The sequence below is a fragment of the Halomonas sp. AOP22-C1-8 genome (assembly GCF_052378905.1).
Classification (GTDB): Bacteria; Pseudomonadota; Gammaproteobacteria; order Pseudomonadales; family Halomonadaceae; genus Vreelandella; species Vreelandella citrativorans.
The window spans coordinates 90489-115461 of the sequence record NZ_JBQSYD010000004.1 but is presented as its reverse complement, the minus strand read 5'-3'; the positions used below and the strand labels follow the sequence as shown (position 1 = coordinate 115461).

Genomic DNA, 24973 nt, shown 5'->3' with positions numbered 1-24973 from the left:
TGACCACTATGCTCAACGAACTGCTGGTTGCCTTCCAAGCGGTGGCCACCATTGAAAATTTCTTGATCATGGCCGCCGGTATCTGGGGTGGAGTGATTATTGGCGCGATTCCCGGCATGACCGGCACTATGGCTGTTACGTTGGCGCTGCCCTTCACGTTTTACATGCAGCCTATTCCGAGTATTTTGCTGCTTGTCGCGCTTTATAAAGGCTCGACCTATGGCGGCTCGGTATCGGCGATATTGATCAAGACCCCTGGTACTGCTTCGGCCGCTTGCACCACCCTTGATGGCTACCCGCTGGCCCAGCAGGGCAAGGCGGGCAAAGCCCTTAACATGGCACTCTATTCCTCGTGTACTGGGGATTTTATTTCCAATCTTTCACTGATTTTTATCGCTGCGCCGCTGGCACTTCTCGCGCTGCGTATTGGTCCTCCCGAGTATTTCATGCTGATGATTTTTGCGCTTACTACCGTGGCGGGCGTATCCGGACGCTCGCTTCTGCTTGGGGTGGTTTCTGCATGTCTGGGACTACTGTTGGCCACCGTGGGTGAAGATATGTACGGCTCTTTCCGCTTTGACCTAACTGTGGATATGCAGAGCGGATTGGCCGTGGCACCCGTACTGATTGGCCTGTTTGCGATTCCTGAGCTGCTCAAGATTATTGTGTTTCGCAACAACCAAAGCCATAAGCCCATGCAGTTGGGTGATAACCGGGTAACACGGGATGAGCTGCGCCGTTCCTTAAAGGCAATGCTCAAAGGCAGCATGATCGGGGTCGTGATGGGGGCCATTCCCGGCATTGGTCCTTCGGCGGCGGCTTTCTCCTCCTACGGCGAAGCACAGCGTAGTTCAAAGAACCGCGAAAACTTTGGTAAAGGCGAGCTGGAAGGCATCGCGGCATCAGAGTCTGCCAATAATGGCTGCTGTGGCTCCACCATGATTCCGTTATTAGCCTTGGGCGTACCAGGTGATGTGATTACGGGCGTGATGCTGGGCGCCTTTATGATTCACGGCATGACCCCAGGCCCCATGCTGTTTGAGAACAACCTTCATGAGGTCTACATGCTGTTTATTGGCATGCTGTTCTCATCCGTTTTGCTGTTTGGGGCCGGCAAGGCAACGATGCGCTTTTTCTCGCATATCTCACGTATTCCGCCTGGTTTGATGGCGCCGATTGTCCTCGCCCTGTGCGTATTCGGTATTTTTTCGATCTCCAACAGCATGTATGACGTCATCGTGCTGCTGGCGATGGGCGTATTTGGCTTTTTCATGTTCCTGTTCGCCATTCCCGCCGCGCCCTTTTTAATCGCGTTCATTCTTGGCCCAATGCTGGAAGAAAACCTGCGCCGCGCCCTTGCTCTATCTCGTGGTGATCCCAGCATTCTGGTGTCATCGCCGATCACCTGGTTATTCGCGTCTTTGGCGATATTTGTGGTGGTAGTAACGATTCGTCAGCAACTTAAAAAAGCCCAAGTTTGAGCCAACGATCCCCCTATTGCCGAGGATTAACCATGCAAGCTAGTGCCATGCCAAACGCCCACCCGCAGTTGGAAGCTTCAATATCACACCTTGCCGACTTGATCGCTTACGACACAACGAGTGCGTACTCCAACCTCGAACTTATTGACTACATGGAGGTATTCTTCGCCAATTTAGGTGCGGATGTGGCGGTGTTACCGGACAAGAGCGGTGAGAAAGCGAATCTGGTAGCTCGTTTAGGCCCAGCAGACCTACCTGGAATTGTCCTATCTGGCCATACGGATGTGGTTCCTGCCAACCCGAAGAGCTGGCAAAGCGACCCTTTCAAAATGGAGCAGCGCGGTAGCCGCTTGTTCGGTCGTGGCACCTGCGACATGAAAGGTTTTGCAGCGTGTATCATGGCGGCAGCACCGGCGTTTGCCAACGCTGAACTAAAGCGCCCCTTCTATTTCTGTTTCTCTCACGATGAAGAAGTGGGCTGCTTGGGGGCGCCCGCCATTGCACGTTACTTAGCAGGGCTCAAAGTACCACCGGCGCTGGCAATTATCGGTGAACCCAGCGAAATGAAGCTGATCAACGGCCAGAAAGGCAAGATCGCCATGCGGGTGACGGTGCGCGGGGAAGGCGGCCACTCATCGTTTTCTCCTCAGCACGTCAATGCCGTCGAGTATGCCTCACGCATCATCACCATGATCGCCGAACGAGCACGACGATATGAACACGACGGTCCCTTCGATCACGACTTTACAGTCCCCCATGCCACCACTCTTACCACTATCATCGAAGGCGGTGTGGCAACCAACGTTACCCCAGATACCTGTAGCTTTATCTTCGAGCTACGCAGCATTGATCAAGAAGCGGCCGCCACGGATATTCAAACCCTGATCAACGATATCGAGGCTGCTCTGCTGCCCGAAATGCAGCGCCAATCACCAGATTCCGCCATCGAGTGGCAAGAGTTGTTCGCCTATCCCGCCATGGGCGATGCCACTGACAGTAATATGTTTAAACAGCTTGAACCCATTCTTCCCGAGCGTGGCGGCAAGGTTTCTTATGGTTCTGAAGGCGGGGTGTTCGAGATCGATGGTGGCATCCCGTCTGTCATTCTTGGGCCAGGCTCTATCCGCCAAGCCCATAAGCCCAATGAGTTCATAGAAATCGATCAGCTTAATCAGTGCCTTGAGTTTTTAGACGAACTGAATAGTTGGATGAAACGTTAATATATCGATAAAAGCGAGATACTTTCGCGTTGAATAGAAAGTAGCCGGCCCCAAAAAAAAGAAAGCCACTCCAAAGGAGTGGCAAAAGACCGTGACTAGCAATGAGAGGGAGAAACCATGACAACAAACTGGCGGCTTGCTGTCGTGGTCTGTAGCGACTCATTAAACGCTACAAGCACAATATAATCATTCGCATTAAGTGCGTCAATACAAATGCGAATGCTTTTTATTTATTTTTTTTACATCTTACCCTGAAAGCTGTAACCAGAACGGAAGCGTGAACATGGCGAGTAGCGTTTGACCGGTGATAATGGCCGCCATTAGCTCAGCATCACCGCCTAACTGGCGGGCCAGAATATAGGCCGAGGTTGCCGTGGGGAGTGCCGCAAACAGCAGCGCGACGTCCCGGCTAACGGTGTCCAGGCCTAGCGCCCACGCCAGCGCCAATACCAGCGCTGGCATTAGTAGTAGCTTAACGCTGTTGGTCGCCAGCAGGCCTCGGTCAATGCGCAGCAGCGCGGCCGGGCGTAGTGCCACCCCAACGGCAACCAGCCCTAGCGGTAGCGCGGCACGTCCTAGCAGGCCGACGGTGTTCTGGCTCCATCCTGGCAAGCCAATGCCGCTCAGGTTTAATCCTATGCCTGCCAGGCAGGCGAGTATCAGCGGGTTTTTCACCAGCGCCATGACACTTTTACCCATGCTTGCACTGCCTAATGTGCCAGCAGCCACAAAACTTGCCACACACATCACGTTCACTACAGGTACCATCAGCGCTACGGCAACAGCGGCGGTGGTGGCACCTAACTCGCCATGCAACGCAGCAGCCCCTGCGACACCCACATAGGTGTTAAAGCGCACCGCCCCTTGAAACACCGAGGTAAACGCAGCAGGCGTTAGCTGTAGCCAATGGCGCAGCCACCAGATCAGCAGCCCAAAAAATGCAATGGCGCCGAGTAGCACCAGGGCCAAGCGCCCCACCGGTACCTGGCTGACATCAGCGGTGGCAAGCGTTCCTACCAGCATGGCCGGGAAAAGCACAAAGTAAATTAGCCGCTCCATATGCGGCCAAAAATCGGCACCGGGCCAGCGCCAATAGCCCAGGCCCGCTCCTAATAAAATCAGTAGGAACAAAGGCCCTAGCGCAGCGGTAATACTCTCCATGAGCTTTCCTTAGTGACTGCGACATCACAGCACAACGACATCGACACGTTTACTGTTACCATGAAACGACACTCCGCCTCACGGCCTGCGTAGCGGTATTCTGCCATGAAGATACTACCTAAAACTGCTGGTTTTGCAGGTTTACAGGGACTCAAGGTACTGATTTTAGTCACCGGCTTCGCACTGGCGATGTCTACGTGGTACGTATTCTTCCATCAATATCACGATAACGACCACGTTACCTGGTTCCCTTCCGTTGCCAGTTGCGATGTCAATGTCCACCCTTGCTCCGCCGTACTGGGAGACGGGCGCCAGCTAACCTTTCATATTGATGTTAACGGTCCTATAGAAGCACTCGCCTCTTTACCCCTGGAAGTCAATATTCAAGGCATACCAGCCCATCAGGTCAACGTGGATTTGATTGACCGCTATCGAGATTCGGGAACTGGGCGCTTCGTGCTGGACGCCATTTCACCAGGCCATTTTCGTGGCCACGGCCAAGTGGATAGAGAAGTGGAAACCGCTACGCCCTGGCGGGCACGCGTAATTCTTGAAACACCGGAGGGAAATTTGGGAAGCTGGTTTGACTTTGAAGTGGTGAAGAAGAGCTAGTCAGGCAGGGCTAATCAGAGATTACCGGTGTGGATTCCAGACGATCGAGCATCGCCATGAGCGCGCTCACTTGTGTTCCTTCACGGGTGTCATGTAACGGATTCTGCTGCCAGAGGCTTTCTGCATATCCCCACCAATCCCAGCATCCTTGCGGGTTCGACAAGCTGCTGTCAGCTTGTGGGTAAAGCACTATCTGCTGGTGGCTGGCGGCCCAATGATTCAAACCGCTATGGCTAACAAAGGTATCACCACCAATAGCGTTAGCGCTCATTTGGCAGCCGTGCAGCGCAATAGTGACCGGGCATGCTCCCTCTTCACATGCCGCGGGAATAAATACATACCCCGTGTCCGCTAGCCCTTTAACCGCAAACTCCGACTGATCGAAAGCGACCAGCTCTCCCGTTGCGGAAGTAGTTGTGGAAGTAGCTGCGGAAATAGAAGCGTCACGTTCGGGGTATAACCAGGCAAGCATTTCTTGCGCAACATCTTCATCACAGGCCAGCACATGGCTACCACCGCCCTGGCGGCAGTTGCCTAATTCCTGCGGGCCAACGGCTTCCTCTTCGCGTAGCTGGACTGGCCAGCCATGCCCCGCGGCCTGATTACGCACCCGTTGCAGCTGCTCAGGCGATGCCAGCCAGCCCAACCACTGCTTGGCCAATAGCTCAGCCAGCTCGGGCTGTACGACATCATCGGCATCGCCATACCAGATAAAGGCACGGAGCTGAGCCAGGTCTTCACGAGCACCGACCCGGTCATGCCTTTTATAACCCGCCCAGCGTGCGTCTAGCCTGTCCAAGGCTGGTTGGCCTGCACGGGTTTGCATGCATTGATTAAGCGCAAGATTTAAGGAGCCCTGCGAACAGCCCCAAGGCCCTGCCGCCAGCACGCCTACACCGCTAAAGCGCTCAGGCCAGGCAACCGCTAGCTGGGTTGCCATATAACCGCCTGATGAAACGCCGACGACGCTTGCCTGCTCTGACATGGCATTTAGCGCGGGCAAACGCTCAGGCGTTTCAGCCATTGCACTGGCTGCCAACGGGCCGCTTAGCAACAACAACGCACTTAGCGTGTGAGCAACCCGCAGGGCCATAGGCATGGATTATTCAACGCCTAACAGTTCAACCCGGAACGTGAGCATTTCATTGGGGCCAATCGGGCCTTGGCCGTTTTCGCCGTAGGCCAGGTCAGCAGGGATATACAGCATCCAGCTATCGCCAACGCTCATCATCTGCAGGCCTTCCTGCCAGCCTTCAATGACTTGATTGACCTGGAAGCTAACCGACTCGCCGCGCTCAAACGAGCTGTCGAATATCGTGCCATCCAGCAGCATGCCTTCGTAATTCACCTCAACAGTGTCCTCAGCCCCGGGCGTTGCGCCATCGCCCGACTCAAGCACTTCGTACTGCAGGCCAGAATCCGTCACCTCTACGCCCTCACGCTCGGCGTTTTCTGCCAGGAACTCTTCGCCTTCCTCGAGGTTTGCCTGGGCGATCTCAGCGGTTTCCTGTTCACGCGCCTCCAACGAGCGCTCCTGGAAGGCCATGATAGCCTCAACCATTTGCTCTTCGTCGAGCGCCAACTCATTGTCCTCGAACACATCGCGCATGCCGTCGTTAAACGCATCCAGGTCAAGGTCGCCGATATCCGCTTTCATGCTTTCACCCAGCGTAACCCCAAGGCTGTAGGCAAGGCGCTGATCGTCAGTTTCAGGGGCCGCAGCAACAAACGGTGCCACTAAAAGCAGACCTGTCAGAGCCGTTGAGGAGAGCAGTGTTTTCATAAAAAAGTAACCTTATTCGACGGCGCAATACGCCAGATATTAAGTGCTTCAAAGCCTAACACCCGCTTCAGGGTGTATCTACCTGAAACGGGCGCTGTTGTTACGACTGTAGTTAAGACCGTAGTTAAAACCGTAGTTAAAACCATAGTTAAGACCGTAGCTACGACTGGTACGACCTCGCTTTTACCAAGAGGTTTAACCTTGTGAAACACGCTTACGTCAGCCGCAGTGTCTACAACGAAGCTTACACCACCAAGGTGGGGCAATGCGCCGCACCGGCCACCCGTTGAGATACACTCCCCAGCAGCATGCTCTTTTCGCCGTTAGTGCCTTGAGCACCAATCACGATCAAATCGCACTCTCGCTTCCAGGCGAAGCGTGCAATAGTGCGTGAAGGCCGACCACCTTTAACAAAAGCACGTACGCTAGTGCTGTCCGCGCCTTGCTCAATGGCATGGGTTTTCGCGTGTATAGCGATCTCGGTGGCGTACTCTTTTAACGCATCGTCAGGAATATCCAACTGGTTGGGGCGCACCATGGAAAGTGACGCCTCAAGCAGGCTGTGGTGCTTGAATACACACAAGAAATAGAGCTCAGCGCCCGTTAGTAGATGTAGTCCTACTGCTTTATCGAGCGCCTTAATAGCGCCTTTCGAGCCATCCACTGGGACTAAAATGCGGTTAAACATGCAGTTCTCCTTGATGGAAGGCTAGCGGAACGCCAAGTCGCGCAGAAACAGCGCAATCTGCGGGAACATGATGAGAAGCGCGGCCGCTAGGATGAGCATAAAGATAAACGGCGGCGTGCCTTTAATAACTTCCCAGTAAGGCCGCTTAAAGATCGCAATCGCGGTAAAGATGTCGCAGCCAAACGGTGGTGTGGCCGAGCCAATCGCCACCTGCAGGGTAATCAAGATGCCGACCAGTACCGGGTCGAGTCCTGTTGCGGCAATGGCAGGGGCAAAGATAGGCGTAAGCACGAGGATGACCACGATAGGGTCAACGAACATGCAGGCGATAAAGAAGGAGATACAAATCGCGATCAAGACGCCGGTCGGCCCTGCATCATTCACGCCTACGGCTTCCAGAATAGTTTGGGGAATTTGAGCAAAGGAAATAATCCAGGAGAAGCTATTACCCACTGCCACCAGGATAAACACCACAGCGGTAATCAAGCCGGTAGATTTGGCAATCGTGTAGATATCGACCATCTTGAGGGACCGAAACACCACAAATTCCAGCAGCACCGCATAAAGCACACACGCAGCGGCAGCCTCCGTAGGACTAAAAATACCGCCATAAATACCGCCGACAATAATGACCGGGAAGCCCAGCGGCCAAAGCGCTTTTTTCACGGCAGTGCCACGCTCTCTCCAGTTGGCTTTCGCCTCAGTCGGTACATCCTTAACAATTGCGTAGGTAATACAGTAGGCCGAAAACATAAGCAGAATCAGAAGACCGGGACCAATACCGGCGATAAACAGCTCCCCAATGGATGTCCCAGATACAACGCCGTAGATAATCATGCCGATACTCGGCGGAATCAAAAACGCGATGTCGCTGGCATTAATAATCAGCGCCAGGGTAAAGGAGTCGGAGTAGCCGGCTTTAAGCATTTTGGGCCGCAGCGGCGACCCCACCGCTACCACGGTTGCCTGCGTTGAGCCTGAAACGGCACCAAACAGGGTGCAGGACGCCGCCGTACTCACCGCAAGCCCGCCTTTAATATGGCCGATAAACGACATCACCATCGCGATCAAACGATTAGCCGACTGGCCGCGGGTCATAATATCGGCCGCTAAAATAAACATGGGTACCGCGATCAGTGAGGCTGGCCGTATACCTGCCATCATTTGCTGAATCAGCGTATCCATCTGGCCGAAGCCGTTAAACATCATGTAAAAACCGATGATCGCCGCTGCAATGAGCGGCACCATCATGGGAAAGCCCAGCAGTAGCAGGGCAATCATGGTGACTATCATTATTGTCGTCATAGCTCTTTCCTCAGGATGCGATGCCCTGCATCAAACTTCAGTTTCGGTATCTTTGTAACCATCGACCACACCCGTTGAGAGATACACATCCCGACTCGTGAGGTTTTTAATGGCGGTTAGCAGGTACTGAATACCAGTGATGAAAAAGCCCATCGGCACCCATAGATAAATGATCCAGACCGGCAAACTTAACGAAGGCAGCACGCGTCCTTTGCTATACAGGTCGAGGATATAAACGATCGAGTAGTAAAATAGAAAGAACATAACTAAAGAGGTGATGAGCGAAATACAGATCATCAATACTTTACGCCCACCCACCGGCAAGGCGTCATAAATTGCCGACATACGTATATGACGCCCGTGGCGCGCCGCATAGCCAATACCGGCAAAGGTAATCATGATGATCAAAATACGGTTTAACTCACCGGAGAACATGATGCTATTGCCAAATACAAAGCGGGCAATCACATTGGTGACCGTATTCAGCGCCATTAGCAAAACCCCTAGCGCCAGTATTACTGACTCGATTTTGCTAATTGCAGTGTCGATCACTCCCAGCACGCCGGGTAAACCAGAATGGTAGCTCTTTTCGGATTCTTCATCGGTCATGGCCGGGCTCCTTTTTAACGGCATGTTTAACGGCATGTTTAACGGCATGACGATGGCTAGCAACGGCCAATAACATGCTAGTCATCAAGGTTATTCCACGCTCAACGTTGAAGGGAGAGAGAACAGTACCGGCAAACGTTTAGCGTAGGGGCTGCTTAAGCTTTTCGCCTTTTGTATGGGGTTACTATCCACCAACGTTTCTCCCCTTTAAAGGTATCGATAAACAATAGAAAAGGGGCAGCCGTGGCTGCCCCTGATATGAGTCACCCTTTCTGCCTTAAACGGCAACTCAACATTACGGGTTTGTGGCTTCCAGGTCGGCTTTGAACTGCTCCAGCAGCTCGGCGCCACCGTCACCCGTCATTTCGAGGAAGGCTTCTTCCACTTGTGGCGCCCGTTCACGGAACACCTGGATCTGCTCTTCGTTCAGACGCGTAACGGTCACATCGCTAGAAGCCGCCTGGATTTTCTCCAGCGCTTCGTCGGCCAGGCCTTGGATGTGCTCCATGGTTTGGTCATAAGCAGCTTCAGAGGCATCTTGAACCAGTTGCTGGTCTTCTCCAGAAAGATCTGAATAGAAGTCCTGATTCGCCATCATGGCGGTTGTGAACCAGCCATGGCCGGTAAACGTCAGGTGCGGAGAGACTTCATACAGACCGCCCGATTCGATCCAGAAGATCGGGTTTTCCTGACCGTCCAAAATCCCGGTTTGCAGACCACCGTACACTTCACCCCACGGCAGCGGCGTGGGTGTTGCGCCAAACGCGTTGTAGGTTTCTGACAACAGCGGGTTGGTCATGGTACGGATTTTCTTGTTCTGCAGATCCTCGGGCGAGCTGACCGGCTCATCGGTGGTAATCACCATTTCGCCTTCTGGGTACATCTTAAGAAGCTCAAGACCCTGCTCAGCGTAAAGCTCGGGGAACATCTCGTTAATCGCTTCGCTTTCGTCGAAGAACGTTAGAACCGTATCTTGATCGGTAGGCAGAAGGTAAGGAATAAAGAAAATTTGCGCTTCTGGAATCAGCGCGCCGGTAAAGCCCGGTGACTGGTTAACAAACTGGAGAATGCCGTTTTGAGTCTGCTCCATGATGTCGTCAGACTCGCCCAGTTCGCCAAAGCGATAAACCTGAACGGTGTGGTCGGAATTATCTTCGATATACTCTTTGAATGCGTAGGCGAACACATCCTGTACATCACCTTCGTACTCTTCGTGAGCGTAGCGCCAGTTGTCTGCCTGGGCAGCCGCGGTCATGCCCAGCAACAGTGCGCCAACGCTAGCCGTCGTTACTAACTTGCTTGCCTTCATGCGATGTTCCCCTTGCAGTGGTTAGCGCGCCGTACGAGTGCGCAAAAATTCTGCCTTTGTTTTTTTACATTCGCTTTTTAACATTCGCTGACACGCAAAAACGTTATCCATTGCTGTGGGTCAGCGGACGCATAACGAAAGATTATTCAAAAGCAGCTTATTTTCAGGCTAGCGCGGTGACTCGAAGTGGTCAAGCCGGGCTGCCAGGGTTTGCCAAGCGTTAACCACGCTTTCGCGCGCGCTTGGCTCACCTTGGCAATCCTTGTCAAGTTCGGCAAAAAACAGCTTATCTTGCAGCCATTTTTCGCCATCTTTCGAAAACAACGTGCAGTTTGTTAACCGCTGGTCGCTGTCAGAATTTTCGATCGCCCACCTTTGCCAACGTTGAAGGTTTTCACGTTCGGCCTGTAGCTCAGCCTGCTGAATCGTTTTACGCAAGGCGGCAATTGAGGCGCAGTGCTGTGCCTGGGGCTTTAATCTGCGGCGCAAATGACGCAACACCTCAGTGGTCTCACGCTGCCATATCTGACGCTGCTCACGCTGTGGCGCCAGCGCTTCTGGGCGTGCTTCAAGCCCATGCACGAACAGCCAGCCGTGAAATAACAGTTCGCACACATCGACGCCTAATGTGTCCTGTAGCGTCAGGCAGGCGTCTTCAACGCCGGGGGCTTTGTAAAACGAGAGGGCAAAATCCCATAATGGCATCTGCTCCAGGCGGCGCAATCGGTTAGAATCAAGCATTGGTTTACCCACTTTTCTTTGGGAGAGAGCATGATCGCACTGCGCCAAGTCGCCCTGCAACGCGGCACGCAAACGCTACTCGAGAACGCCGACTTGACCCTGCACGACGGTATCAAGGCGGGTATTATCGGGGCAAACGGCGCTGGTAAATCGAGCCTTTTCAAGCTCCTGCTGGGTGAATTAGGCCCCGACCAGGGCGATGTTGAAATGAGCGGTGGGCAACGCATCGCGCATATGGCTCAGGAAGTTGAGGCGCTTGACCGGCCGATTATCGAATATGTGCTGGATGGCGATAAGGCCCTGCGCCAGGCTGAAGCCGAACTGCTCGCCGCTCAGGAGGCGGGCGAAGCGCACCGCGAAGCCGAGCTTCACGGGCTGATCGAAACTCTGGATGGCTACCGTGCGGAGTCTCGCGCCGCCCAGTTACTGGTTGGGCTTGGCTTTTTCCAGCCAGATCTTGCCCGTCCGCTTTCCGACTTTTCAGGCGGCTGGCGAATGCGCGTTAACCTGGCGCGTACGCTGTTTATGCCCTCGGACTTATTGCTGCTGGATGAGCCCACCAACCACTTGGACCTCGACGCGCTGCTGTGGCTGGAGCAGTGGCTAAGCCGCTACCCGGGCACCCTGCTGCTGATTTCCCACGACCGCGATTTTCTGGATGCAGTATGTGACCACATAGTGCACATGCACCACCAGACGCTTGAGCTTTATCGGGGCAACTACTCCCTCTTTGAGCGAACGCGAGCCGAGAAGTTAGCCCTGCAGCAGGCCGAAGCGGCGAAACAGCAAGCCCGCCGGGAAGAGATCGAGCGATTTATTACCCGCTTCAAAGCTCAGGCAACCAAAGCGAAGCAGGCGCAAAGCCGGGTAAAAATGCTGGAGCGTATGGAAGATATTGCCATCGCCCACGTCGACTCTCCGTTTCACTTCACGCTACCGGCCGCCGATAAAACCTCGCACCCGCTGCTGGTACTTGATCAGGCCCAGCTGGGCTACCGGAGTAAAGAGCGTGACACCGTTCAGCTCGACAAGGTCAATATTACGCTGCTGCCGGGCAGCCGTATTGGCCTGCTGGGGCCTAACGGGGCGGGTAAATCAACGCTGATCAAATCCTTGACCGGCGAGCTTGAACTGCTAAACGGCAAGCGCGTTCCCGGTGAGCACTTGGCGATTGGCTACTTTGCTCAGCACCAGTTGGAAGGGCTAGATGTCACCTCTACCCCTTTTGTGCATGTCCAGCGCCTTTCACCTAGAGTCAGCGACCAGGAGATTCGCAACTTTCTGGGCGGCTTTGGTTTTAAAGGCGATGACGCCTTTGGCAAAGTGGCCACTTTCTCAGGCGGTGAAAAAGCCCGTTTGGCACTGGCGCTGGTCGCTTGGCAAAAGCCCAATTTATTGCTGCTGGATGAGCCGACCAACCACCTGGACCTGGAAATGCGCGAAGCGCTTACCGAGGCGCTGGTCGGTTTTGAAGGCACGGTGATTCTGGTATCCCACGACCGCCACTTGCTGCGTGCCACGGTCGACGAGTTTTGGTGTGTAGCGGATAATCGAGTTGAGCCGTTTGATGGCGACCTTGAGGATTATCGCACCTGGTTGAAGGCGCGCCTTGAGGAGAGCCGCCGCGATTCGCGCAGTGAAAAGGCCGAGCGTCAGAACCAGCAGTCCAGTGGTGATAGCCGCGAGGCGCGCAAGGCAGCCCGTAAGGCAGCTGCCGAGCTGCGTGAAAAATTGCGCCCGCTGAAAAAAGAGCGCGACCAGGCTGAAAAAGCCATGGAAAAAGCCCAGGCCGAGCTGGAAGACGTAGAGTCTGTGCTGGCCGACCCCGAGCTTTATACCAACAGCAGCCGTAAGGCCGAGCTTACCGATGCGCTGGCCCAGCAAGCCACCATCAAGGCCCGCCTGGACAGTTCCGAGCAGCAGTGGCTAGCAGCTGAAGAGTCGCTGGAAGTCATGGAGGCCGAACTGTTGGCCAGTGAAACCGCTTAGTACCAGGATGTTTGTACTCTGCGGGGCCAAACCGCTAGCTTTCCAGCATGAACGTCACCGGGCCATCGTTAACCAGTGCCACCTGCATATCGGCACCGAACTGGCCGGTGGCGACCTTCGGCCAAGCCGACTGGGCCTGGCTGACCAACGTATTAAACAGCCTTTCACCTTCGGCCGGGGGCGCGGCGCTGGAAAAGCCCGGGCGCAGGCCCTTATGGGTTTCAGCAGCCAGTGTAAACTGCGATACCAGCAACAAGCCACCGTCTACCTGCTGAAGATTGAGATTCATTTTGCCCTCGGCGTCGCTAAAGACACGGTAGTGCAAAAGTCGGTGAAGTATTTTCTCAACGGCGGCGTCAGTGTCGCCCTTCTCAACGCCCACTAGTGCCAATAATCCTTGTTCAATAGCACCCACCGTTTGCCCCTCGACACTGACGCTTGCCTGGCTCACACGCTGTATCAGTACTTTCACTTGCGCTTCTCCTGACGATATCAGCGCCTAGTGTACCTATTCACGTCACCAGGCGCGGCATAACATCAGGTCGCAGTGGGGTTCGCTGAGTAGCGCTTGCGTTAGCTGGCTGGAGTGGAAGGGCTGGCTACGGCTACTCATCACCGCCAGGTCAGGCGAATGGTACCTGATATAGTCCTGGGTCACCTCGCACGGCGTGCCGGGTTCAAGCACCAGCTCAATATCGGGGGCATCGTCGAGCTCGCGCACCAGGTCATCAATCTGGTGTTTTAACGCCTCCCGCAGGCGCGCCACTTCCTGCTCACGCCACTGAGCGAAAGTGACCTCAGAACCCAGCGCTTCTTCACCGGGCAGTGTCCAGGCATGCAGCAGCGTTAGTTTTGCATCGGGAAAGTGGTTTAGCGTCTGTTTTAGCATGTGGCGAGCGCTCAAACAGGCATCAACGGGTATCACAATATGCTGCCAGGGCTGGGTGGGCGTGTACTGGGTAATCACCACAGGACACGGCGCATTGCGTACGACGCGCATTAGCGTGGTGCCCGCCAACAGCGCTTTCTGGCCACGCTTGCGGTGCATCCCCAGTACAATCAGCCTGGCCTGCTGTTCATGGGCCTTGCGTGCAATTTCAACATGGGGTTCGCCGGTAACGGTTTGCACCACGGTCTTGGGGGCTTCCAACGCATAGTCTTCGCGGATATCGGTCAAGGTGGCGCCAATATCTTCATTGATCGCTTGCTCTACTGCTTGCAGTAGCCGATGCGGCAGATGGGGGTCCAGCACATGCAGAACATCCAGATGGGCGTTGTGCGTATAAGCAAGGCGCAAGGCGCGCGCAAAGCCAGCGCGATTTTCAGCAGAGAGGTCAGTGGCAAACACAAACGTGCGGGTCATGGCATAACGCTCCTCAGACAAGCATCCAGGCAGTCGTTTCACAGACACCCTTCAGCATGGTGGGCGAAGCCATATCCCGCAAGCTAACGATTCATTTTAGCGTGTAGCGCATTACCACCAGGCATGAAAATGGTGCACCGGCCCGCGCCCCTTGCCAACGCTTAGTTGAACGCTGGCCTCAAGAGCAGCATGCAACCACCGTTTAGCATCGCTAATAGCCGCAGCGGGGGCATGGGCAGGCGCATCCATGGGCAGCTTTGCCAGGCAGGCCGCAATAGCGGATGACAAGGCGCAGCCGGTGCCGTGTAAATTCTCTGTTTGGATACGTGACGCAGGTAGCCACTCGTGACCATCCGGTGTTGCCAGCAAGTCAGGGCATGTCTCGCCACGCAGGTGCCCCCCCTTTAACACGACATAAGGCGCGCCCAGCTGGGCCAAGCCTGGCAGCATGGCTTCCATGGCGTCCAGGCTCGTAGGTGAGGCGGTATCCAGCAGCACGGCGGCTTCCGGCAGGTTAGGTGTGATCACATCGGCCAGCGGCACCAGAATGTCGCGTACCGCCCGAATCCCCACATCGTCTACCAGAATATCGCCACTTTTGGCGACCATCACCGGATCAAGCACGATCCAGCGTGGGCGGCGCTTGCGCAGTACATCAGCAATCACGTCAGCGACATCCTGGCTTGCGACCATGCCAATCTTGACGGCATCCAGCTCCACATCGTCCAACAGGGTTTCCAACTGCTCACGGATCGCCTGGGGGGATACCGGATAGACCGAGGAAACGCCGCAAGTATTTTGCGCAATCACCGCCGTAATCACATTGGTGCCATAGACGCCCAGCGCCGAGAACGTCTTTAAATCACCCTGCAGCCCTGCGCCACCGGAGGGGTCAGAGCCTGCAATCGTCAGTACATTTACGTTTCGTGTCATGGGGTTTCCTAAATAACCGACGGTAGCCACGTGGCAAGCTCAGGGAACAGCGCCAGCGCCAATAGCATCCCCAGTTGCAGGAGAATAAACGGTATGACGCCTCGGTAGATGGCGGAGGTCGGCACACTTTGTGGCGTTACGCCCCGCAGGTAAAAGAGCGCAAACCCAAACGGCGGTGTTAAAAACGAGGTTTGCAGGTTAACGGCGATCATAATACCGAGCCAAATGGGGTCAACGCCCATGGCCAGCAGAACCGGGCCGACAATCGGCACCACAACAAAGGTAATTTCGATAAAGTCGAGGATAAACCCAAGCAGGAAGATAACCAGCATGACCACGATTGTGGCGCCTACAACGCCCCCCGGCATCGCTTCAAACAGGTGGGTCACCAGTTCTTCACCACCGAAGGCACGGAAAACCAGCGAAAACAGCGCCGCCCCAATCAGGATTAAAAACACCATGCTGGTGACTTTAGCGGTGGAGTACACCACCTCGCGCAGCATGGGAACACTCAACTGGCGATTAAAAGCGGCCAGCAGCAAGGCACCAAACGCGCCCACGGCGGATGCCTCGGTGGGCGTCGCAATGCCGCCCAAAATAGACCCCAGCACGGCAACGATCAGCAGTACCGGGGGTAAAAGCCCTTTTATGAGTAGCGGCCAGATACTGCCGGTATGCCCAAGCTCTTGCATCAACGCCTGACGATCAGCGGCCGGCGCAGCGTTGGGCTTAAGCCACGCTACCATCAGTAAGTAGATGATATACGCGACCACCAGTATCAGGCCGGGCACCAGCGCGCCAACAAACAGATCCCCTACGGAAAGCGTTTTCGGGCTCCAGGCCCCCATGGCAAGCTGGGCCTGCTGGTAGGCGTTGTTGAGCACGTCGCCCAGTAACACCAGCGCAATGGACGGTGGAATAATCTGACCAAGCGTTCCGGTCGCACAAATAGTGCCGGTCGCCAGCGCTGGCGAGTAGCCACGCTTTAGCATCGTAGGTAGCGAGAGCAGGCCCATGGTGACCACCGTGGCCCCCACAATGCCGGTAGATGCGGCCAGCAGCATACCGACCAATACCACGGCAATGCCCAGCCCCCCACGTAGAGCGCCAAACGCCATGGTCATCGCATCTAAAAGTGTTTCAGCGACCTTTGACTTCTCAAGCAGCACGCCCATCAGCACGAATAAAGGCACCGCCAGCAGGGTGCTATTGGTCATGATGCCGTAAATTCGGTTGGGCATGGAGTTCATCCAGCGCGCTTCAAAAGGCACCGCAACGCCCATCGACTGAAGCAACCACCCTAACCCGGCAAATGCCAGCGCAGTGCCCGCCAGCGACAGCGCCACCGGATAGCCCAACATTAAAACAACGCAAACCGTGGCGAACAGTACCAGCGGCATACCTTCCAATAGAGTCGCCAGCACTAGATGATCTCCTCATGCTCAGGAATAGGCGCAGGCAGTTTGCCGCGGATAATGAGTATTTTGCGGATTAACTGGGCCACCGCCTGGAGAAGCATCAGTGCCACCATCGCCAGTATCATTGACTTGAGTAGAAATACGGCAGGAATACCGCCATTGGCGGAGCGTTCCATGATCGACCAGCTGCTGTAAACGTAGTGAAAGCTCGTGATCGCAATAAATAGCATCACCGGGATCAGTAAAAACAGCGTACCGAGAAGATCGATCCAGGCACGGCCGCGGTCGGACATGCGCCGATAAAAGATATCCACCCGCACATGGCCCTCGTGACGCAGCGTCCAGCCAGCGCACAGCATAAACACGGCGGCATGCATATACATTACCGACTCTTCCATCACAATACTGTTCATACCGAAGGCGTAACGCATGACAACGATGGCAAACTGAACCAGCATCATGATCACAACCAGCCAGGCAATGGCCCGGCCGACTCTCTCCGTCACGCAGTCGAGCCAGCGGAGCAACCGCGGCTCATGAGCATTGGCGTGCATGTTAAATGTCCTACACAAAGAAACGGCCTGGAATCATCGCTGATTCCAGGCCGAACGTCATCCCTAAACAGGCAATTATCTACCGGTTAAAGCGGCTTAAAACGCACATATTCACCCGTTTGGCGGCCTTAAGCGTTAGTTGGCGTTTTCAATCGCCAATAGACAGGCGTTAGGTAACGGTAGATCAACGGCAATGGGCAGATGATCAGAGAACAGATGATCCATTACCCGCACCTCGGCGGCCTCCAGCGTTTGCGAGAGCAGAATATGGTCCAGCGCACGTCGTGGCTGCCACGAGGGATAGCTCAATAGCGGTTTAACCGGATGAAGTGGCAGCGAGGCGCTAAACCGCTGATGGGCGTGCAACTGATCCGGCGTACAGTTGAGATCGCCCATCACCACCACGTGATGTAGCGGCTCAATAATTTCACTTAAGTAGTCAAGCTGACGTCCACGCCCACGCTGGCTAAGCGCCAAGTGAGCAATAAAGATATGTAACGCATCCGGTCCGTTGCCAAAACGCACGTGAATGGCCCCGCGACCAGGTAACGTACCGGGCAAACGGTGCTCTTCAATTTTCGTAGGTGTCAGACGCGAAAGCAGACCGTTACTGTGCTGGGCGATACGCCCCAGATTACGGTTTAACTGTTTAAAGTGATGCGGAAACCCGGCCTGGGCGGCCAGGTACTCCACCTGATTGATACGACTGGAGCGAAAACTGCCGCCATCGGCTTCCTGAAGCCCCACCACATCAAACTGGCTCAACACATCGCCCATAATATCTAGACGTTTAACGCGCTGAGGGTTCGGCAAGAAGTGCTGCCAGCTGCGGGTAAAGTAGTGATGATAAGCAGACGTTTGGATGCCCACCTGCAAATTAAACGTCAGCAAGCGAAGGTGCCCCGTTTCAAACAGAGACGATAATTTGCCCGGCTGATTCACTGTTGTCATATTGACCATCTGCTTATCACCCCATGCCCTTACACCTTACTGCGCGCGTTCAGTACGCACGCGTTCGATGAGCGCTTCTGCCACTTGTGGCATATTCTCAAGGCTGCCTGCAGTGCTGGGGGTGATAACGTAACGGCCATCAACCACCAGCGCGGGCACACCCATCAAGCGCATTTCACGAATACGACTGTGGGCGTTGTTAACTTCGCTGCGTACGCTAAATGAAGTTAAGGCTTTTTTGGCATCTTCTTCACTGACACCATAATCGGCAAAAAAGTCGGCAATATCGTCAGCATCCGTTAACGCACGGTCATCCTGGTGAATCGCCGTAAAGAAATCAGCATGCAAATCGTCTTCAATGCCTAGCGACTCGGCAGCATAAAAAGCAGCAGCGTGAACATTGGAGTGTCCGCCCATGACAGCGGGCATATGCACAATACTTACGTCATCATCCAGTGTTTCGTACCATTCAGTGATGGGTGCTTGAAGACGGTTGCAGTGCGGGCAGCCAAACCAGAACACTTCGGTCACTTCGATGTGATCCTCATCGACCTGAGTCGCGACCGGTGAATCAAGCAGCGTATAATCTTTACCTTCCACCAACTCCTGAGCGCTGACAGCTGCTGAAAGGCCTAAACCGGTCAGGGCAACCAATAACGTTTTGAACATGCGACAATTCTCCAAGGGATAAGCGAAGATAGGACTATCTCTAACGCTATCAGGTTCCCTCACCGATAGGAAAGAGCATTCATTTTCAGGATACCACTTAGTGTAAACCAAAGAGGTAGTTAGCCACGGCCTGCATATCCTCCTCGCTTAGCCGAGTCGCAATATCGTGCATGCTACCGCTTGGGTCGTTCGTTCGTTCACCGCTAGCAAACGCGTGTAACGCCGTCATCGTATAGGCGGGGTACTGACCAGCAATCGCCGGGTAAACGGCGCTGCCAATACCGCCACCCGTGGGCGTATGGCATGCGCTGCAGGCAGGCACACCACGCGAGCGCACCCCTGCGCGATAAATCTCTTCTCCGCGTGCCAATAGCGCCTCGTCTTCCGCATTGGCATGGCCCAGATTAGCCTCCTGGGCGGCATAATAGGCGGCAACGTTCCAGGCATCCTGGTCAGAAAAGTCGTCAACCATGCCTGTCATTTGCACAACCACCCGCTCGCCATCACGAATATCTCTAATCTGTTTGGCCAGGTAAGAGGCTTGCTGCCCCGCTAAATGCGGAAACGCACTGGCCGGGCTGATGCCCGTTTGCCCATGACAAGCCGCACACGTTTGCGCGCGCTGTTGACCGGCGGTGATATCCATTGCTTGCGGGCCAGCAGGCTGCGCAGAAACACTAGCTGGGGCACTTAAAGCAGCCGCCAGGCTTGCCAGCGTTGCTTTCACACAGATTTTCGTAAAGACGTTCATAACGACGCTCATGATGACTCTAAGGACGGTTCTATTGACGACTCACTATGCGATTCAAGGGCTACGCTATTCATAACGGTGGGCGCTATCTGGCATGTCAAATAGGGTGCTCAACCTACCGATTAGTCGCTGTTGGCTTAAGCCCAGTGGTACACTAACGCCCCAGGTCACAGGTATCACCGCTTTTTAGCACAATGCTTGACCTGACTGACGGGGTAATTCGTCGCAGTGCGGCGTGCCATGTCATTATACGCGTGGTTAACGCAGACTGTTTTATAGGTTCGATTTTCAGGATTCATTCCATGTCCACCCCTCAAGATAGCCCCGTCGCTCGGTTGAACTACCCTACCGCCAAATTTGTTATCAGCGCCCCCACTCTGGCTACTTGCCCTGACGATACAGGTGCTGAAGTGGCGTTTGCAGGACGCTCTAACGCGGGCAAATCGAGCGCCATCAACGCGCTCACGCAACAGAACGGCCTCGCCCGCACTTCGCGCACGCCAGGGCGCACGCAGTTGATCAACTTTTTCAGCGTTATGAACGACGAGGCGCGGCGTCTGGTCGACCTTCCAGGCTACGGTTATGCGAAAGTGCCAGAAGCCGTCAAAATCGAGTGGCAACAGCATTTGTCTGACTACCTGCGGGGTCGTTTTAGCCTACGCGGGCTGGTGCTGCTGATGGACGTTCGCCACCCGCTGACCGAGTTTGACCAGATGATGCTGAGCTTCGCCGACCAGCGCAATATGCCGGTGCATATCCTGCTAACCAAGGCCGACAAGCTGAAAAAAGGCCCGGCAAGTGCCTCGCTGCAAAAAGTCCGTTCTCGCTTAAAAGAGTGGGAAGACCTGGTGTCAGTTCAGCTTTTCTCATCGCTCAAGCGCCAGGGCGTCGATACACTTTCGCAAAAGCTTGACCAGTGGCTGCATACGCCACCGGAAGACACCTCAGGCCACTGAACCGTCCAGCTTATCCAATATACCCGGCAGCTCTTTAATATGTGCGATGCGGTGTACCCTGGGCGGCAGCGCCTGGCTCTGGTCGCTTGAGACCCACACCGCATGCATGCCCAGCTGCTGAGCCGGTAAGATATCCTCTTCCCACGAGTCGCCGACGTGCATCGCGCACTCGGGCGTGACATTAAGCCGTGAAAGCGCCGTTAGAAAAGGCGTGTGTTCCGGCTTGGGTGCCAGAAGCTCGCCTGCAGCAATCGCCACCGGGAAATACGCCGCCAACGGCTGACGCTTTAAATGAATATTGCCGTTGGTAATGGCCGCCAACTGGTAGCGCTCGCCTAACGCGGAAAGCAGACCCGCCGCTTCCGGATGCGGAGAAACCTGGATACGCAGGCGATGAAACTCGTTCATGGCCGCTGCCGCCCACAAAATGGCCGCACTCCGGGGCAGGCCCTCGGCTTCCAACTGCGCCTCCAGAGCGCGCAGGCGTAGCCAGGTAAAGTCGCCGCGCCGCTCGGGCACATCTTTAGCGAACTGCTGGCGGCGCTGTAAATAGTCCTCCACGCCCGCCTCATAATCCAGCGACAGCGGCGCCTCGTGACGCGTAGCGCGCCAGATACTCAGCGCCTCAAGTAACCAGCCGTAATGCCCCTCCTCCGTGCGTAGCATCACGCCCTGGTTATCCCAAAGCGTATCGTCTAAATCAAACGTGATAGCTGCTAGTGCGGTCATGGTGTGTTTCCAGAAGGGCGGCGCTTGGCGCGTGGGTGGGCGGCGTCATAGCTGGTCGCCAAATGCTGCCAGTCGAGCCGAGTATATACCTGGGTGGTGGAGAGGTTTGCGTGGCCTAACAGCTCCTGAACCGCACGCAGATCCTGGCTTGATTCAAGCAAATGGCTGGCAAACGAGTGGCGCAACCGGTGAGGATGCAAGTGCTCGGGCAAGCCCCGGCTAACAGAGAGTTGGGCAAGACGTTTTTGAATGGCTCGATGCCCCAGCCGCGCCCCACGCTGGCCCACAAAAAGCGCCGTTTCACCCTCTGGTGCCATGGTTGCCCGGCAGGCAATCCACTCCGCCAGGGTGTGCTGGGCGCGCTGCCCGACAGGCACCTGGCGTGGTTTACTGCCTTTGCCTATCACACGTACGCGGCTGGTCTGCAGATCATGAAGGTCCAGCGCGGCAAGTTCTGCCAAGCGCAAACCACTGGAGTAAAAAAGCTCCAACATGGCCTGGTCGCGTACGGCCAGGGGCGAGCCATCATGCGGGCTATCCAGAAAATGGGCCAATGCATCCACATCGACCGGGCGCGGCAGGTGGCTGGGTTGCTTAGGCGTGCGCAGTAGCGCGACCGGGTTATCGGCAAGAATCCCCTGCTTGACCAGGTCATCGGCAAAGCGCGAAAGCGCCGCTCGGCGCCGTGCAAGGCTGCGTGCGCCAAGCCCGCGGCTGCGCTCTGTGCCTAGAAAAGTGCGCAGCAGCGCCGTGTCCAGCAGCGCTGGGTCCTGTATTTCGCGCTGCTCGGCAAACCGGCACAGGGCGCTTAAATCCTGCTGATAGGCGGCGACGGTTGCCGGGCTTGCATGTTGGCCTAGCGCGCCGATATAGCGTGCCACCGCTGCGGCAAGAAGCGACTCAGCCATACGTTTCCAGGCGAATTAAAAGCCGTGCCACGATATCCCCAAGATACTCGGTAAACAGCGTATCCATGCTGGCGCGATAGCAGTCAGGGTTGGGGCTTGCCAGTAGCAGGTATCCCAGCGACTCGCCCGCCGAGAGGCGCGAGATAGCGCAGGAGCCCGCTTTACGTGGCGCTTTAGTATGCGGCAATAGGCACTTCCAGTCGCTAACGCTTAACTTGGCACAGCGGCTGGTTTTACCGTCCAGTAACGCGGCCAAACGTGTACTGGCGTGCTGGTCCAGCACATGGCGCGGAGGCTGGGGCATGGTGGGTTCGCTATCGCTTAACGACGCCGGGCACCAAAGCGCCATCGCGGGCGTATCAAAGCGCTCGTTAAGCTGAGTCGCCAGAGCTTGCGCTAAGGCGTCACGGCTATCCGCTTCGACCAGCGCCATCAGGGTTTCCCGTAGGCGCCGATACTGAGCTTCGTTGTGCCGAGCAGTTTCCAGTAAGTGCTCCAGGCGATCTTCGGCCTTTTCCGCCCGCTGACGCAAGTCCAGCACCAGCCTCTCAAGCAGCGATACCGCACCATCAATATGTGGGTGCGGTACTTTAAGCTGCTGCAACAACCCTTCACGGCCTACAAAAAAATCGGGATGCCGGGCAAGCCAAAATGCTACCTGGTCTGGATCGAGCGTCTTGCGCGGTTCAGGGGCTTGAGACATCGCCGTTCTCCTTGTAGTCAGTTACGCGTCACTATCAATTAAGTGCTACGCGACCATCAAAAACGCGTGTAGCCGGGCCGACCATAATCAGGGACGCTTCCGGGTCGGGCCACTCTATCGTCAGCTCGCCGCCGGGCAGGTGAACGTTCACCGGGCTTTTCAGGATGCCTTGCCGGATGCCGTTAGCAACGGCGGCGCACGCACCGGTACCACAAGCAAGCGTTTCGCCACTGCCCCGCTCAAATACCCGCAGACGAATCTGGTTAGCCGAAAGAACCTGCATAAAGCCCACGTTAACACGCTTGGGGAAGCGAGGGTGCGCTTCCATCAGCGGCCCCAAACGCTCAACCTGGGCGCGCTCAACGCTTTCCACCTGCAATACCGCGTGGGGATTACCCATGGATACCACACCGATGTGAAGCGTTTCACCGTCGACCTCAAGTTCGTGTAATGGTTGGTCGCCTGGGGCTTCAAAGGGCAGTGCTGCCGGGCTAAAGCGCGGCCGCCCCATATCGACACGCACAAGGCCATCGTGCTGTACGTGCAAAACCAGCGGGCCACCGGCTGTTTCTACGTGAATCTCATGCTTGTGGGTCAAGCGCTGGTCGCGCACAAAGCGCGCAAAGCAGCGAGCGCCGTTGCCACAGTTCTCCACTTCACTTCCGTCGGCATTGAAAATACGGTAGCGAAAGTCCATCTCGGGATTGCGGGGCGGCTCAACCACCAGCAGCTGATCAAAACCAATCCCAAAGCGACGATCAGCCAGCTGTTGGATATGCTCTTCACGCAGCCGGGCACGCTGGGTTACCAGGTCAACGACCATAAAGTCGTTGCCCAGGCCGTGCATTTTGGTGAAATGCAGAAGCATTAGCGCGCTCCTTCAGGCAGCAGCGCTTCGCCCGCCCAAAGGCTTTCGACCGTTTCCCGACGCCGTACCACGTGACACGTATCGCCATCGACCATTAGCTCGGCCGGGCGCGGGCGGCTGTTATAGTTGGACGCCATAACAAAGCCGTAAGCGCCCGCTGAACGCACCGCGAGAAGATCGCCTTCAGCAATCGCAAGCTCACGCTCTTTACCCAGAAAGTCGCCGGTTTCGCACACCGGGCCGACCACGTCATACACCGCACTTGGGCGAGCTTCACGAGTGTCCACCGGCACGATAGCCTGCCACGCCTGATACAGCGCCGGGCGAATCAGGTCGTTCATGGCCGCATCAACAATGGCGAAGTTCTTGGTTTCGCCGGGCTTCAGGAATTCAACCCGCGTCAACATGACACCTGCATTGGCGGCAATAGAGCGGCCTGGTTCAAACAGCAGCGTCAGATTTTCGCCGCCTTTCCAGCGCGACAGGCGAGCTAACAGCTGGCTTGCGTAATCAAACGGCTGCGGGGGCGTTTCATCCCGGTAAGGCACGCCCAAACCGCCGCCCAGATCCAAATGATCAATCTCGATACCCCGTTCGCGCAGGCGCTCCATCAGCATCAATAGCCGATCCAGTGCGTCCAGGAACGGAGCGGTTTCAGTCAACTGCGAACCAATATGACAATCCAACCCCTTCACCTGAAGATTCGGCAGGCTGGCCGCCAGCTCGTAAACCTCTAGCGCGTCATCGACCGCGATGCCAAACTTGTTGTCCTTGAGCCCGGTGGAGATATACGGATGAGTGCCCGCGTCCACGTCCGGATTAACGCGCAGCGAAACCGGGGCAACGTTACCCAGCTCCCCTGCTACAGCGTTTAAGCGCTCCAACTCAGGACGGGATTCAACGTTAAAGCACTTGATGCCCACCTCAAGCGCGCGGGCCATTTCATGGGGCTGCTTGGCAACACCCGAGAACACCACTTTCGCAGGGTCTCCTCCGGCTGCCAGCACGCGCTCAAGCTCACCAATGGAGACAATATCAAACCCGGCGCCTAGCCTTGCAAGCAGGCCCAGTACCGCCAGGTTAGAGTTGGCTTTAACGGCGTAGCAGATCAGATGCGGGTGACCACCAAGCGCTTCGGTGTAAGCGCGAAAGTGGCGCTCAAATGTTGCCTTGGAATAAACGTAACAGGGCGTGCCGTGCTCTGCGGCAATCTGCGAAAGCGGCACATCTTCGGCGTAAAGCACGCCGTCGCGGTAGTTAAAATGATCCATA

26 protein-coding genes are annotated in these 24973 nt (G+C 55.7%); 5 read left to right on the top strand and 21 right to left on the bottom strand.

What is annotated here, in order from left to right:
• Positions 1 to 8: 8 nt before the first annotated feature.
• Together ACT3TY_RS03690 and argE are read left to right on the top strand one after the other, a co-directional pair.
• Positions 9 to 1481: a tripartite tricarboxylate transporter permease gene (locus ACT3TY_RS03690; RefSeq protein WP_444627381.1), complete on the top strand. Its 1473-nt coding sequence runs from the start codon at positions 9 to 11 to the stop codon at positions 1479 to 1481.
• A gap of 32 nt (positions 1482 to 1513) precedes the next feature.
• Positions 1514 to 2701, top strand: coding sequence for an acetylornithine deacetylase (gene argE, locus ACT3TY_RS03685; RefSeq protein WP_444627379.1), 1188 nt, complete (start codon positions 1514 to 1516; stop codon positions 2699 to 2701).
• A gap of 246 nt (positions 2702 to 2947) precedes the next feature.
• Here argE and ACT3TY_RS03680 read toward each other — a convergent pair whose 3' ends face one another.
• Entirely contained in the window at positions 2948 to 3862 is a 915-nt protein-coding gene (locus tag ACT3TY_RS03680) for an AEC family transporter (protein ID WP_444627378.1), read from the bottom strand.
• 105 nt (positions 3863 to 3967) lie between these two features.
• Here ACT3TY_RS03680 and ACT3TY_RS03675 point away from each other — a divergent pair, with 105 nt between their 5' ends.
• Positions 3968 to 4474 carry a hypothetical protein gene (locus ACT3TY_RS03675; protein ID WP_444627377.1) on the top strand — a complete coding sequence of 169 codons (507 nt, stop codon included), beginning with the start codon at positions 3968 to 3970 and terminating at the stop codon, positions 4472 to 4474.
• Between the two features lie 10 nt (positions 4475 to 4484).
• On the opposite strand, the gene ACT3TY_RS03670 is transcribed toward ACT3TY_RS03675, so the two are convergent.
• The 7 genes from ACT3TY_RS03670 to ACT3TY_RS03640 form a co-directional block, all read right to left on the bottom strand.
• A complete protein-coding gene (locus ACT3TY_RS03670) occupies positions 4485 to 5573 on the bottom strand; it encodes an alpha/beta hydrolase-fold protein (RefSeq protein ID WP_444627376.1) in 1089 nt (362 codons plus the stop codon).
• A gap of 3 nt (positions 5574 to 5576) precedes the next feature.
• On the bottom strand, positions 5577 to 6257 hold the full coding sequence (locus ACT3TY_RS03665; protein ID WP_087110494.1) for an FKBP-type peptidyl-prolyl cis-trans isomerase: 681 nt from the start codon (positions 6255 to 6257) through the stop codon (positions 5577 to 5579).
• Positions 6258 to 6501: 244 nt separating this feature from the next.
• Positions 6502 to 6945 (bottom strand): universal stress protein, encoded by a 444-nt coding sequence (locus ACT3TY_RS03660; RefSeq protein ID WP_087110492.1) that lies wholly within the window; start codon positions 6943 to 6945, stop codon positions 6502 to 6504.
• A 21-nt stretch (positions 6946 to 6966) separates the two neighbouring features.
• The gene (locus ACT3TY_RS03655) at positions 6967 to 8250 is read right to left on the bottom strand and encodes a TRAP transporter large permease (protein ID WP_444627374.1); all 1284 of its coding nucleotides are present in this window, start codon (positions 8248 to 8250) and stop codon (positions 6967 to 6969) included.
• A gap of 30 nt (positions 8251 to 8280) precedes the next feature.
• Complete coding sequence (locus ACT3TY_RS03650; protein WP_444627372.1) at positions 8281 to 8859, bottom strand: TRAP transporter small permease; 579 nt, start codon at positions 8857 to 8859, stop codon at positions 8281 to 8283.
• A gap of 295 nt (positions 8860 to 9154) precedes the next feature.
• Entirely contained in the window at positions 9155 to 10168 is a 1014-nt protein-coding gene (locus tag ACT3TY_RS03645) for a TRAP transporter substrate-binding protein (protein WP_444627371.1), read from the bottom strand.
• A gap of 168 nt (positions 10169 to 10336) precedes the next feature.
• Complete coding sequence (locus tag ACT3TY_RS03640; protein ID WP_444627369.1) at positions 10337 to 10909, bottom strand: TIGR02444 family protein; 573 nt, start codon at positions 10907 to 10909, stop codon at positions 10337 to 10339.
• A gap of 30 nt (positions 10910 to 10939) precedes the next feature.
• Here ACT3TY_RS03640 and ACT3TY_RS03635 point away from each other — a divergent pair, with 30 nt between their 5' ends.
• Complete coding sequence (locus ACT3TY_RS03635; protein ID WP_444627367.1) at positions 10940 to 12898, top strand: ATP-binding cassette domain-containing protein; 1959 nt, start codon at positions 10940 to 10942, stop codon at positions 12896 to 12898.
• Positions 12899 to 12932: 34 nt separating this feature from the next.
• Here the strand turns inward: ACT3TY_RS03635 and dtd are convergent, their stop codons facing one another.
• The 8 genes from dtd to ACT3TY_RS03595 form a co-directional block, all read right to left on the bottom strand.
• Positions 12933 to 13370 carry a D-aminoacyl-tRNA deacylase gene (gene dtd, locus ACT3TY_RS03630; protein WP_444627365.1) on the bottom strand — a complete coding sequence of 146 codons (438 nt, stop codon included), beginning with the start codon at positions 13368 to 13370 and terminating at the stop codon, positions 12933 to 12935.
• A gap of 45 nt (positions 13371 to 13415) precedes the next feature.
• Positions 13416 to 14261, bottom strand: coding sequence for a universal stress protein (locus ACT3TY_RS03625; RefSeq protein WP_444627363.1), 846 nt, complete (start codon positions 14259 to 14261; stop codon positions 13416 to 13418).
• Positions 14262 to 14372: 111 nt separating this feature from the next.
• Complete coding sequence (thiD, locus tag ACT3TY_RS03620; RefSeq protein ID WP_444627362.1) at positions 14373 to 15194, bottom strand: bifunctional hydroxymethylpyrimidine kinase/phosphomethylpyrimidine kinase; 822 nt, start codon at positions 15192 to 15194, stop codon at positions 14373 to 14375.
• Positions 15195 to 15202: 8 nt separating this feature from the next.
• Positions 15203 to 16618: a TRAP transporter large permease gene (locus ACT3TY_RS03615; RefSeq protein ID WP_444627361.1), complete on the bottom strand. Its 1416-nt coding sequence runs from the start codon at positions 16616 to 16618 to the stop codon at positions 15203 to 15205.
• The gene (locus tag ACT3TY_RS03610) at positions 16618 to 17166 is read right to left on the bottom strand and encodes a TRAP transporter small permease subunit (protein WP_444627360.1); all 549 of its coding nucleotides are present in this window, start codon (positions 17164 to 17166) and stop codon (positions 16618 to 16620) included. Before ACT3TY_RS03610 ends, ACT3TY_RS03615 begins: the two co-directional genes overlap by 1 nt.
• A 135-nt stretch (positions 17167 to 17301) precedes the next feature.
• Positions 17302 to 18126, bottom strand: coding sequence for an endonuclease/exonuclease/phosphatase family protein (locus ACT3TY_RS03605; protein WP_444627359.1), 825 nt, complete (start codon positions 18124 to 18126; stop codon positions 17302 to 17304).
• A gap of 27 nt (positions 18127 to 18153) precedes the next feature.
• Positions 18154 to 18786, bottom strand: a complete 633-nt coding sequence (locus tag ACT3TY_RS03600) for a thiol:disulfide interchange protein DsbA/DsbL (protein ID WP_444627357.1) — start codon at positions 18784 to 18786, stop codon at positions 18154 to 18156.
• A 97-nt stretch (positions 18787 to 18883) separates the two neighbouring features.
• Positions 18884 to 19513 (bottom strand): c-type cytochrome, encoded by a 630-nt coding sequence (locus ACT3TY_RS03595; RefSeq protein ID WP_444627401.1) that lies wholly within the window; start codon positions 19511 to 19513, stop codon positions 18884 to 18886.
• Positions 19514 to 19839: 326 nt separating this feature from the next.
• Here ACT3TY_RS03595 and yihA point away from each other — a divergent pair, with 326 nt between their 5' ends.
• On the top strand, positions 19840 to 20493 hold the full coding sequence (yihA, locus tag ACT3TY_RS03590; RefSeq protein ID WP_444627356.1) for a ribosome biogenesis GTP-binding protein YihA/YsxC: 654 nt from the start codon (positions 19840 to 19842) through the stop codon (positions 20491 to 20493).
• Here yihA and ACT3TY_RS03585 read toward each other — a convergent pair.
• From ACT3TY_RS03585 to lysA, 5 genes are read right to left on the bottom strand one after another with little or no spacing between them, the layout of a single operon-like run.
• Complete coding sequence (locus ACT3TY_RS03585) at positions 20482 to 21222, bottom strand: HAD family hydrolase (RefSeq protein ID WP_444627355.1); 741 nt, start codon at positions 21220 to 21222, stop codon at positions 20482 to 20484. The two genes, yihA and ACT3TY_RS03585, sit on opposite strands and share 12 nt — an antisense overlap.
• Entirely contained in the window at positions 21219 to 22130 is a 912-nt protein-coding gene (locus ACT3TY_RS03580; RefSeq protein ID WP_087110458.1) for a tyrosine recombinase XerC, read from the bottom strand. Before ACT3TY_RS03580 ends, ACT3TY_RS03585 begins: the two co-directional genes overlap by 4 nt.
• Positions 22123 to 22833 (bottom strand): DUF484 family protein, encoded by a 711-nt coding sequence (locus ACT3TY_RS03575; RefSeq protein ID WP_087110456.1) that lies wholly within the window; start codon positions 22831 to 22833, stop codon positions 22123 to 22125. Before ACT3TY_RS03575 ends, ACT3TY_RS03580 begins: the two co-directional genes overlap by 8 nt.
• Before the next feature lie 34 nt (positions 22834 to 22867).
• Positions 22868 to 23701, bottom strand: coding sequence for a diaminopimelate epimerase (gene dapF / locus ACT3TY_RS03570; RefSeq protein WP_444627354.1), 834 nt, complete (start codon positions 23699 to 23701; stop codon positions 22868 to 22870).
• Positions 23701 to 24972: a diaminopimelate decarboxylase gene (gene lysA / locus ACT3TY_RS03565; protein WP_444627353.1), complete on the bottom strand. Its 1272-nt coding sequence runs from the start codon at positions 24970 to 24972 to the stop codon at positions 23701 to 23703. Before lysA ends, dapF begins: the two co-directional genes overlap by 1 nt.
• Position 24973: the final 1 nt, after the last annotated feature.

What these genes read in the sequence shown, in the direction of transcription:
- ACT3TY_RS03690 (WP_444627381.1), top strand. Translation starts at nt 9, where the DNA reads ATGCTCAACGAACTGCTGGTTGCCTTCCAAGCGGTGGCCACCATTGAA.
- argE (WP_444627379.1), top strand. Translation starts at nt 1,514, where the DNA reads ATGCAAGCTAGTGCCATGCCAAACGCCCACCCGCAGTTGGAAGCTTCA.
- ACT3TY_RS03680 (WP_444627378.1), bottom strand. Translation starts at nt 3,862, where the DNA reads ATGGAGAGTATTACCGCTGCGCTAGGGCCTTTGTTCCTACTGATTTTA.
- ACT3TY_RS03675 (WP_444627377.1), top strand. Translation starts at nt 3,968, where the DNA reads ATGAAGATACTACCTAAAACTGCTGGTTTTGCAGGTTTACAGGGACTC.
- ACT3TY_RS03670 (WP_444627376.1), bottom strand. Translation starts at nt 5,573, where the DNA reads ATGCCTATGGCCCTGCGGGTTGCTCACACGCTAAGTGCGTTGTTGTTG.
- ACT3TY_RS03665 (WP_087110494.1), bottom strand. Translation starts at nt 6,257, where the DNA reads ATGAAAACACTGCTCTCCTCAACGGCTCTGACAGGTCTGCTTTTAGTG.
- ACT3TY_RS03660 (WP_087110492.1), bottom strand. Translation starts at nt 6,945, where the DNA reads ATGTTTAACCGCATTTTAGTCCCAGTGGATGGCTCGAAAGGCGCTATT.
- ACT3TY_RS03655 (WP_444627374.1), bottom strand. Translation starts at nt 8,250, where the DNA reads ATGACGACAATAATGATAGTCACCATGATTGCCCTGCTACTGCTGGGC.
- ACT3TY_RS03650 (WP_444627372.1), bottom strand. Translation starts at nt 8,859, where the DNA reads ATGACCGATGAAGAATCCGAAAAGAGCTACCATTCTGGTTTACCCGGC.
- ACT3TY_RS03645 (WP_444627371.1), bottom strand. Translation starts at nt 10,168, where the DNA reads ATGAAGGCAAGCAAGTTAGTAACGACGGCTAGCGTTGGCGCACTGTTG.
- ACT3TY_RS03640 (WP_444627369.1), bottom strand. Translation starts at nt 10,909, where the DNA reads ATGCTTGATTCTAACCGATTGCGCCGCCTGGAGCAGATGCCATTATGG.
- ACT3TY_RS03635 (WP_444627367.1), top strand. Translation starts at nt 10,940, where the DNA reads ATGATCGCACTGCGCCAAGTCGCCCTGCAACGCGGCACGCAAACGCTA.
- ACT3TY_RS03625 (WP_444627363.1), bottom strand. Translation starts at nt 14,261, where the DNA reads ATGACCCGCACGTTTGTGTTTGCCACTGACCTCTCTGCTGAAAATCGC.
- thiD (WP_444627362.1), bottom strand. Translation starts at nt 15,194, where the DNA reads ATGACACGAAACGTAAATGTACTGACGATTGCAGGCTCTGACCCCTCC.
- ACT3TY_RS03610 (WP_444627360.1), bottom strand. Translation starts at nt 17,166, where the DNA reads ATGCACGCCAATGCTCATGAGCCGCGGTTGCTCCGCTGGCTCGACTGC.
- ACT3TY_RS03605 (WP_444627359.1), bottom strand. Translation starts at nt 18,126, where the DNA reads ATGGTCAATATGACAACAGTGAATCAGCCGGGCAAATTATCGTCTCTG.
- ACT3TY_RS03600 (WP_444627357.1), bottom strand. Translation starts at nt 18,786, where the DNA reads ATGTTCAAAACGTTATTGGTTGCCCTGACCGGTTTAGGCCTTTCAGCA.
- yihA (WP_444627356.1), top strand. Translation starts at nt 19,840, where the DNA reads ATGTCCACCCCTCAAGATAGCCCCGTCGCTCGGTTGAACTACCCTACC.
- ACT3TY_RS03585 (WP_444627355.1), bottom strand. Translation starts at nt 21,222, where the DNA reads ATGACCGCACTAGCAGCTATCACGTTTGATTTAGACGATACGCTTTGG.
- ACT3TY_RS03580 (WP_087110458.1), bottom strand. Translation starts at nt 22,130, where the DNA reads ATGGCTGAGTCGCTTCTTGCCGCAGCGGTGGCACGCTATATCGGCGCG.
- ACT3TY_RS03575 (WP_087110456.1), bottom strand. Translation starts at nt 22,833, where the DNA reads ATGTCTCAAGCCCCTGAACCGCGCAAGACGCTCGATCCAGACCAGGTA.
- dapF (WP_444627354.1), bottom strand. Translation starts at nt 23,701, where the DNA reads ATGCTTCTGCATTTCACCAAAATGCACGGCCTGGGCAACGACTTTATG.
- lysA (WP_444627353.1), bottom strand. Translation starts at nt 24,972, where the DNA reads ATGGATCATTTTAACTACCGCGACGGCGTGCTTTACGCCGAAGATGTG.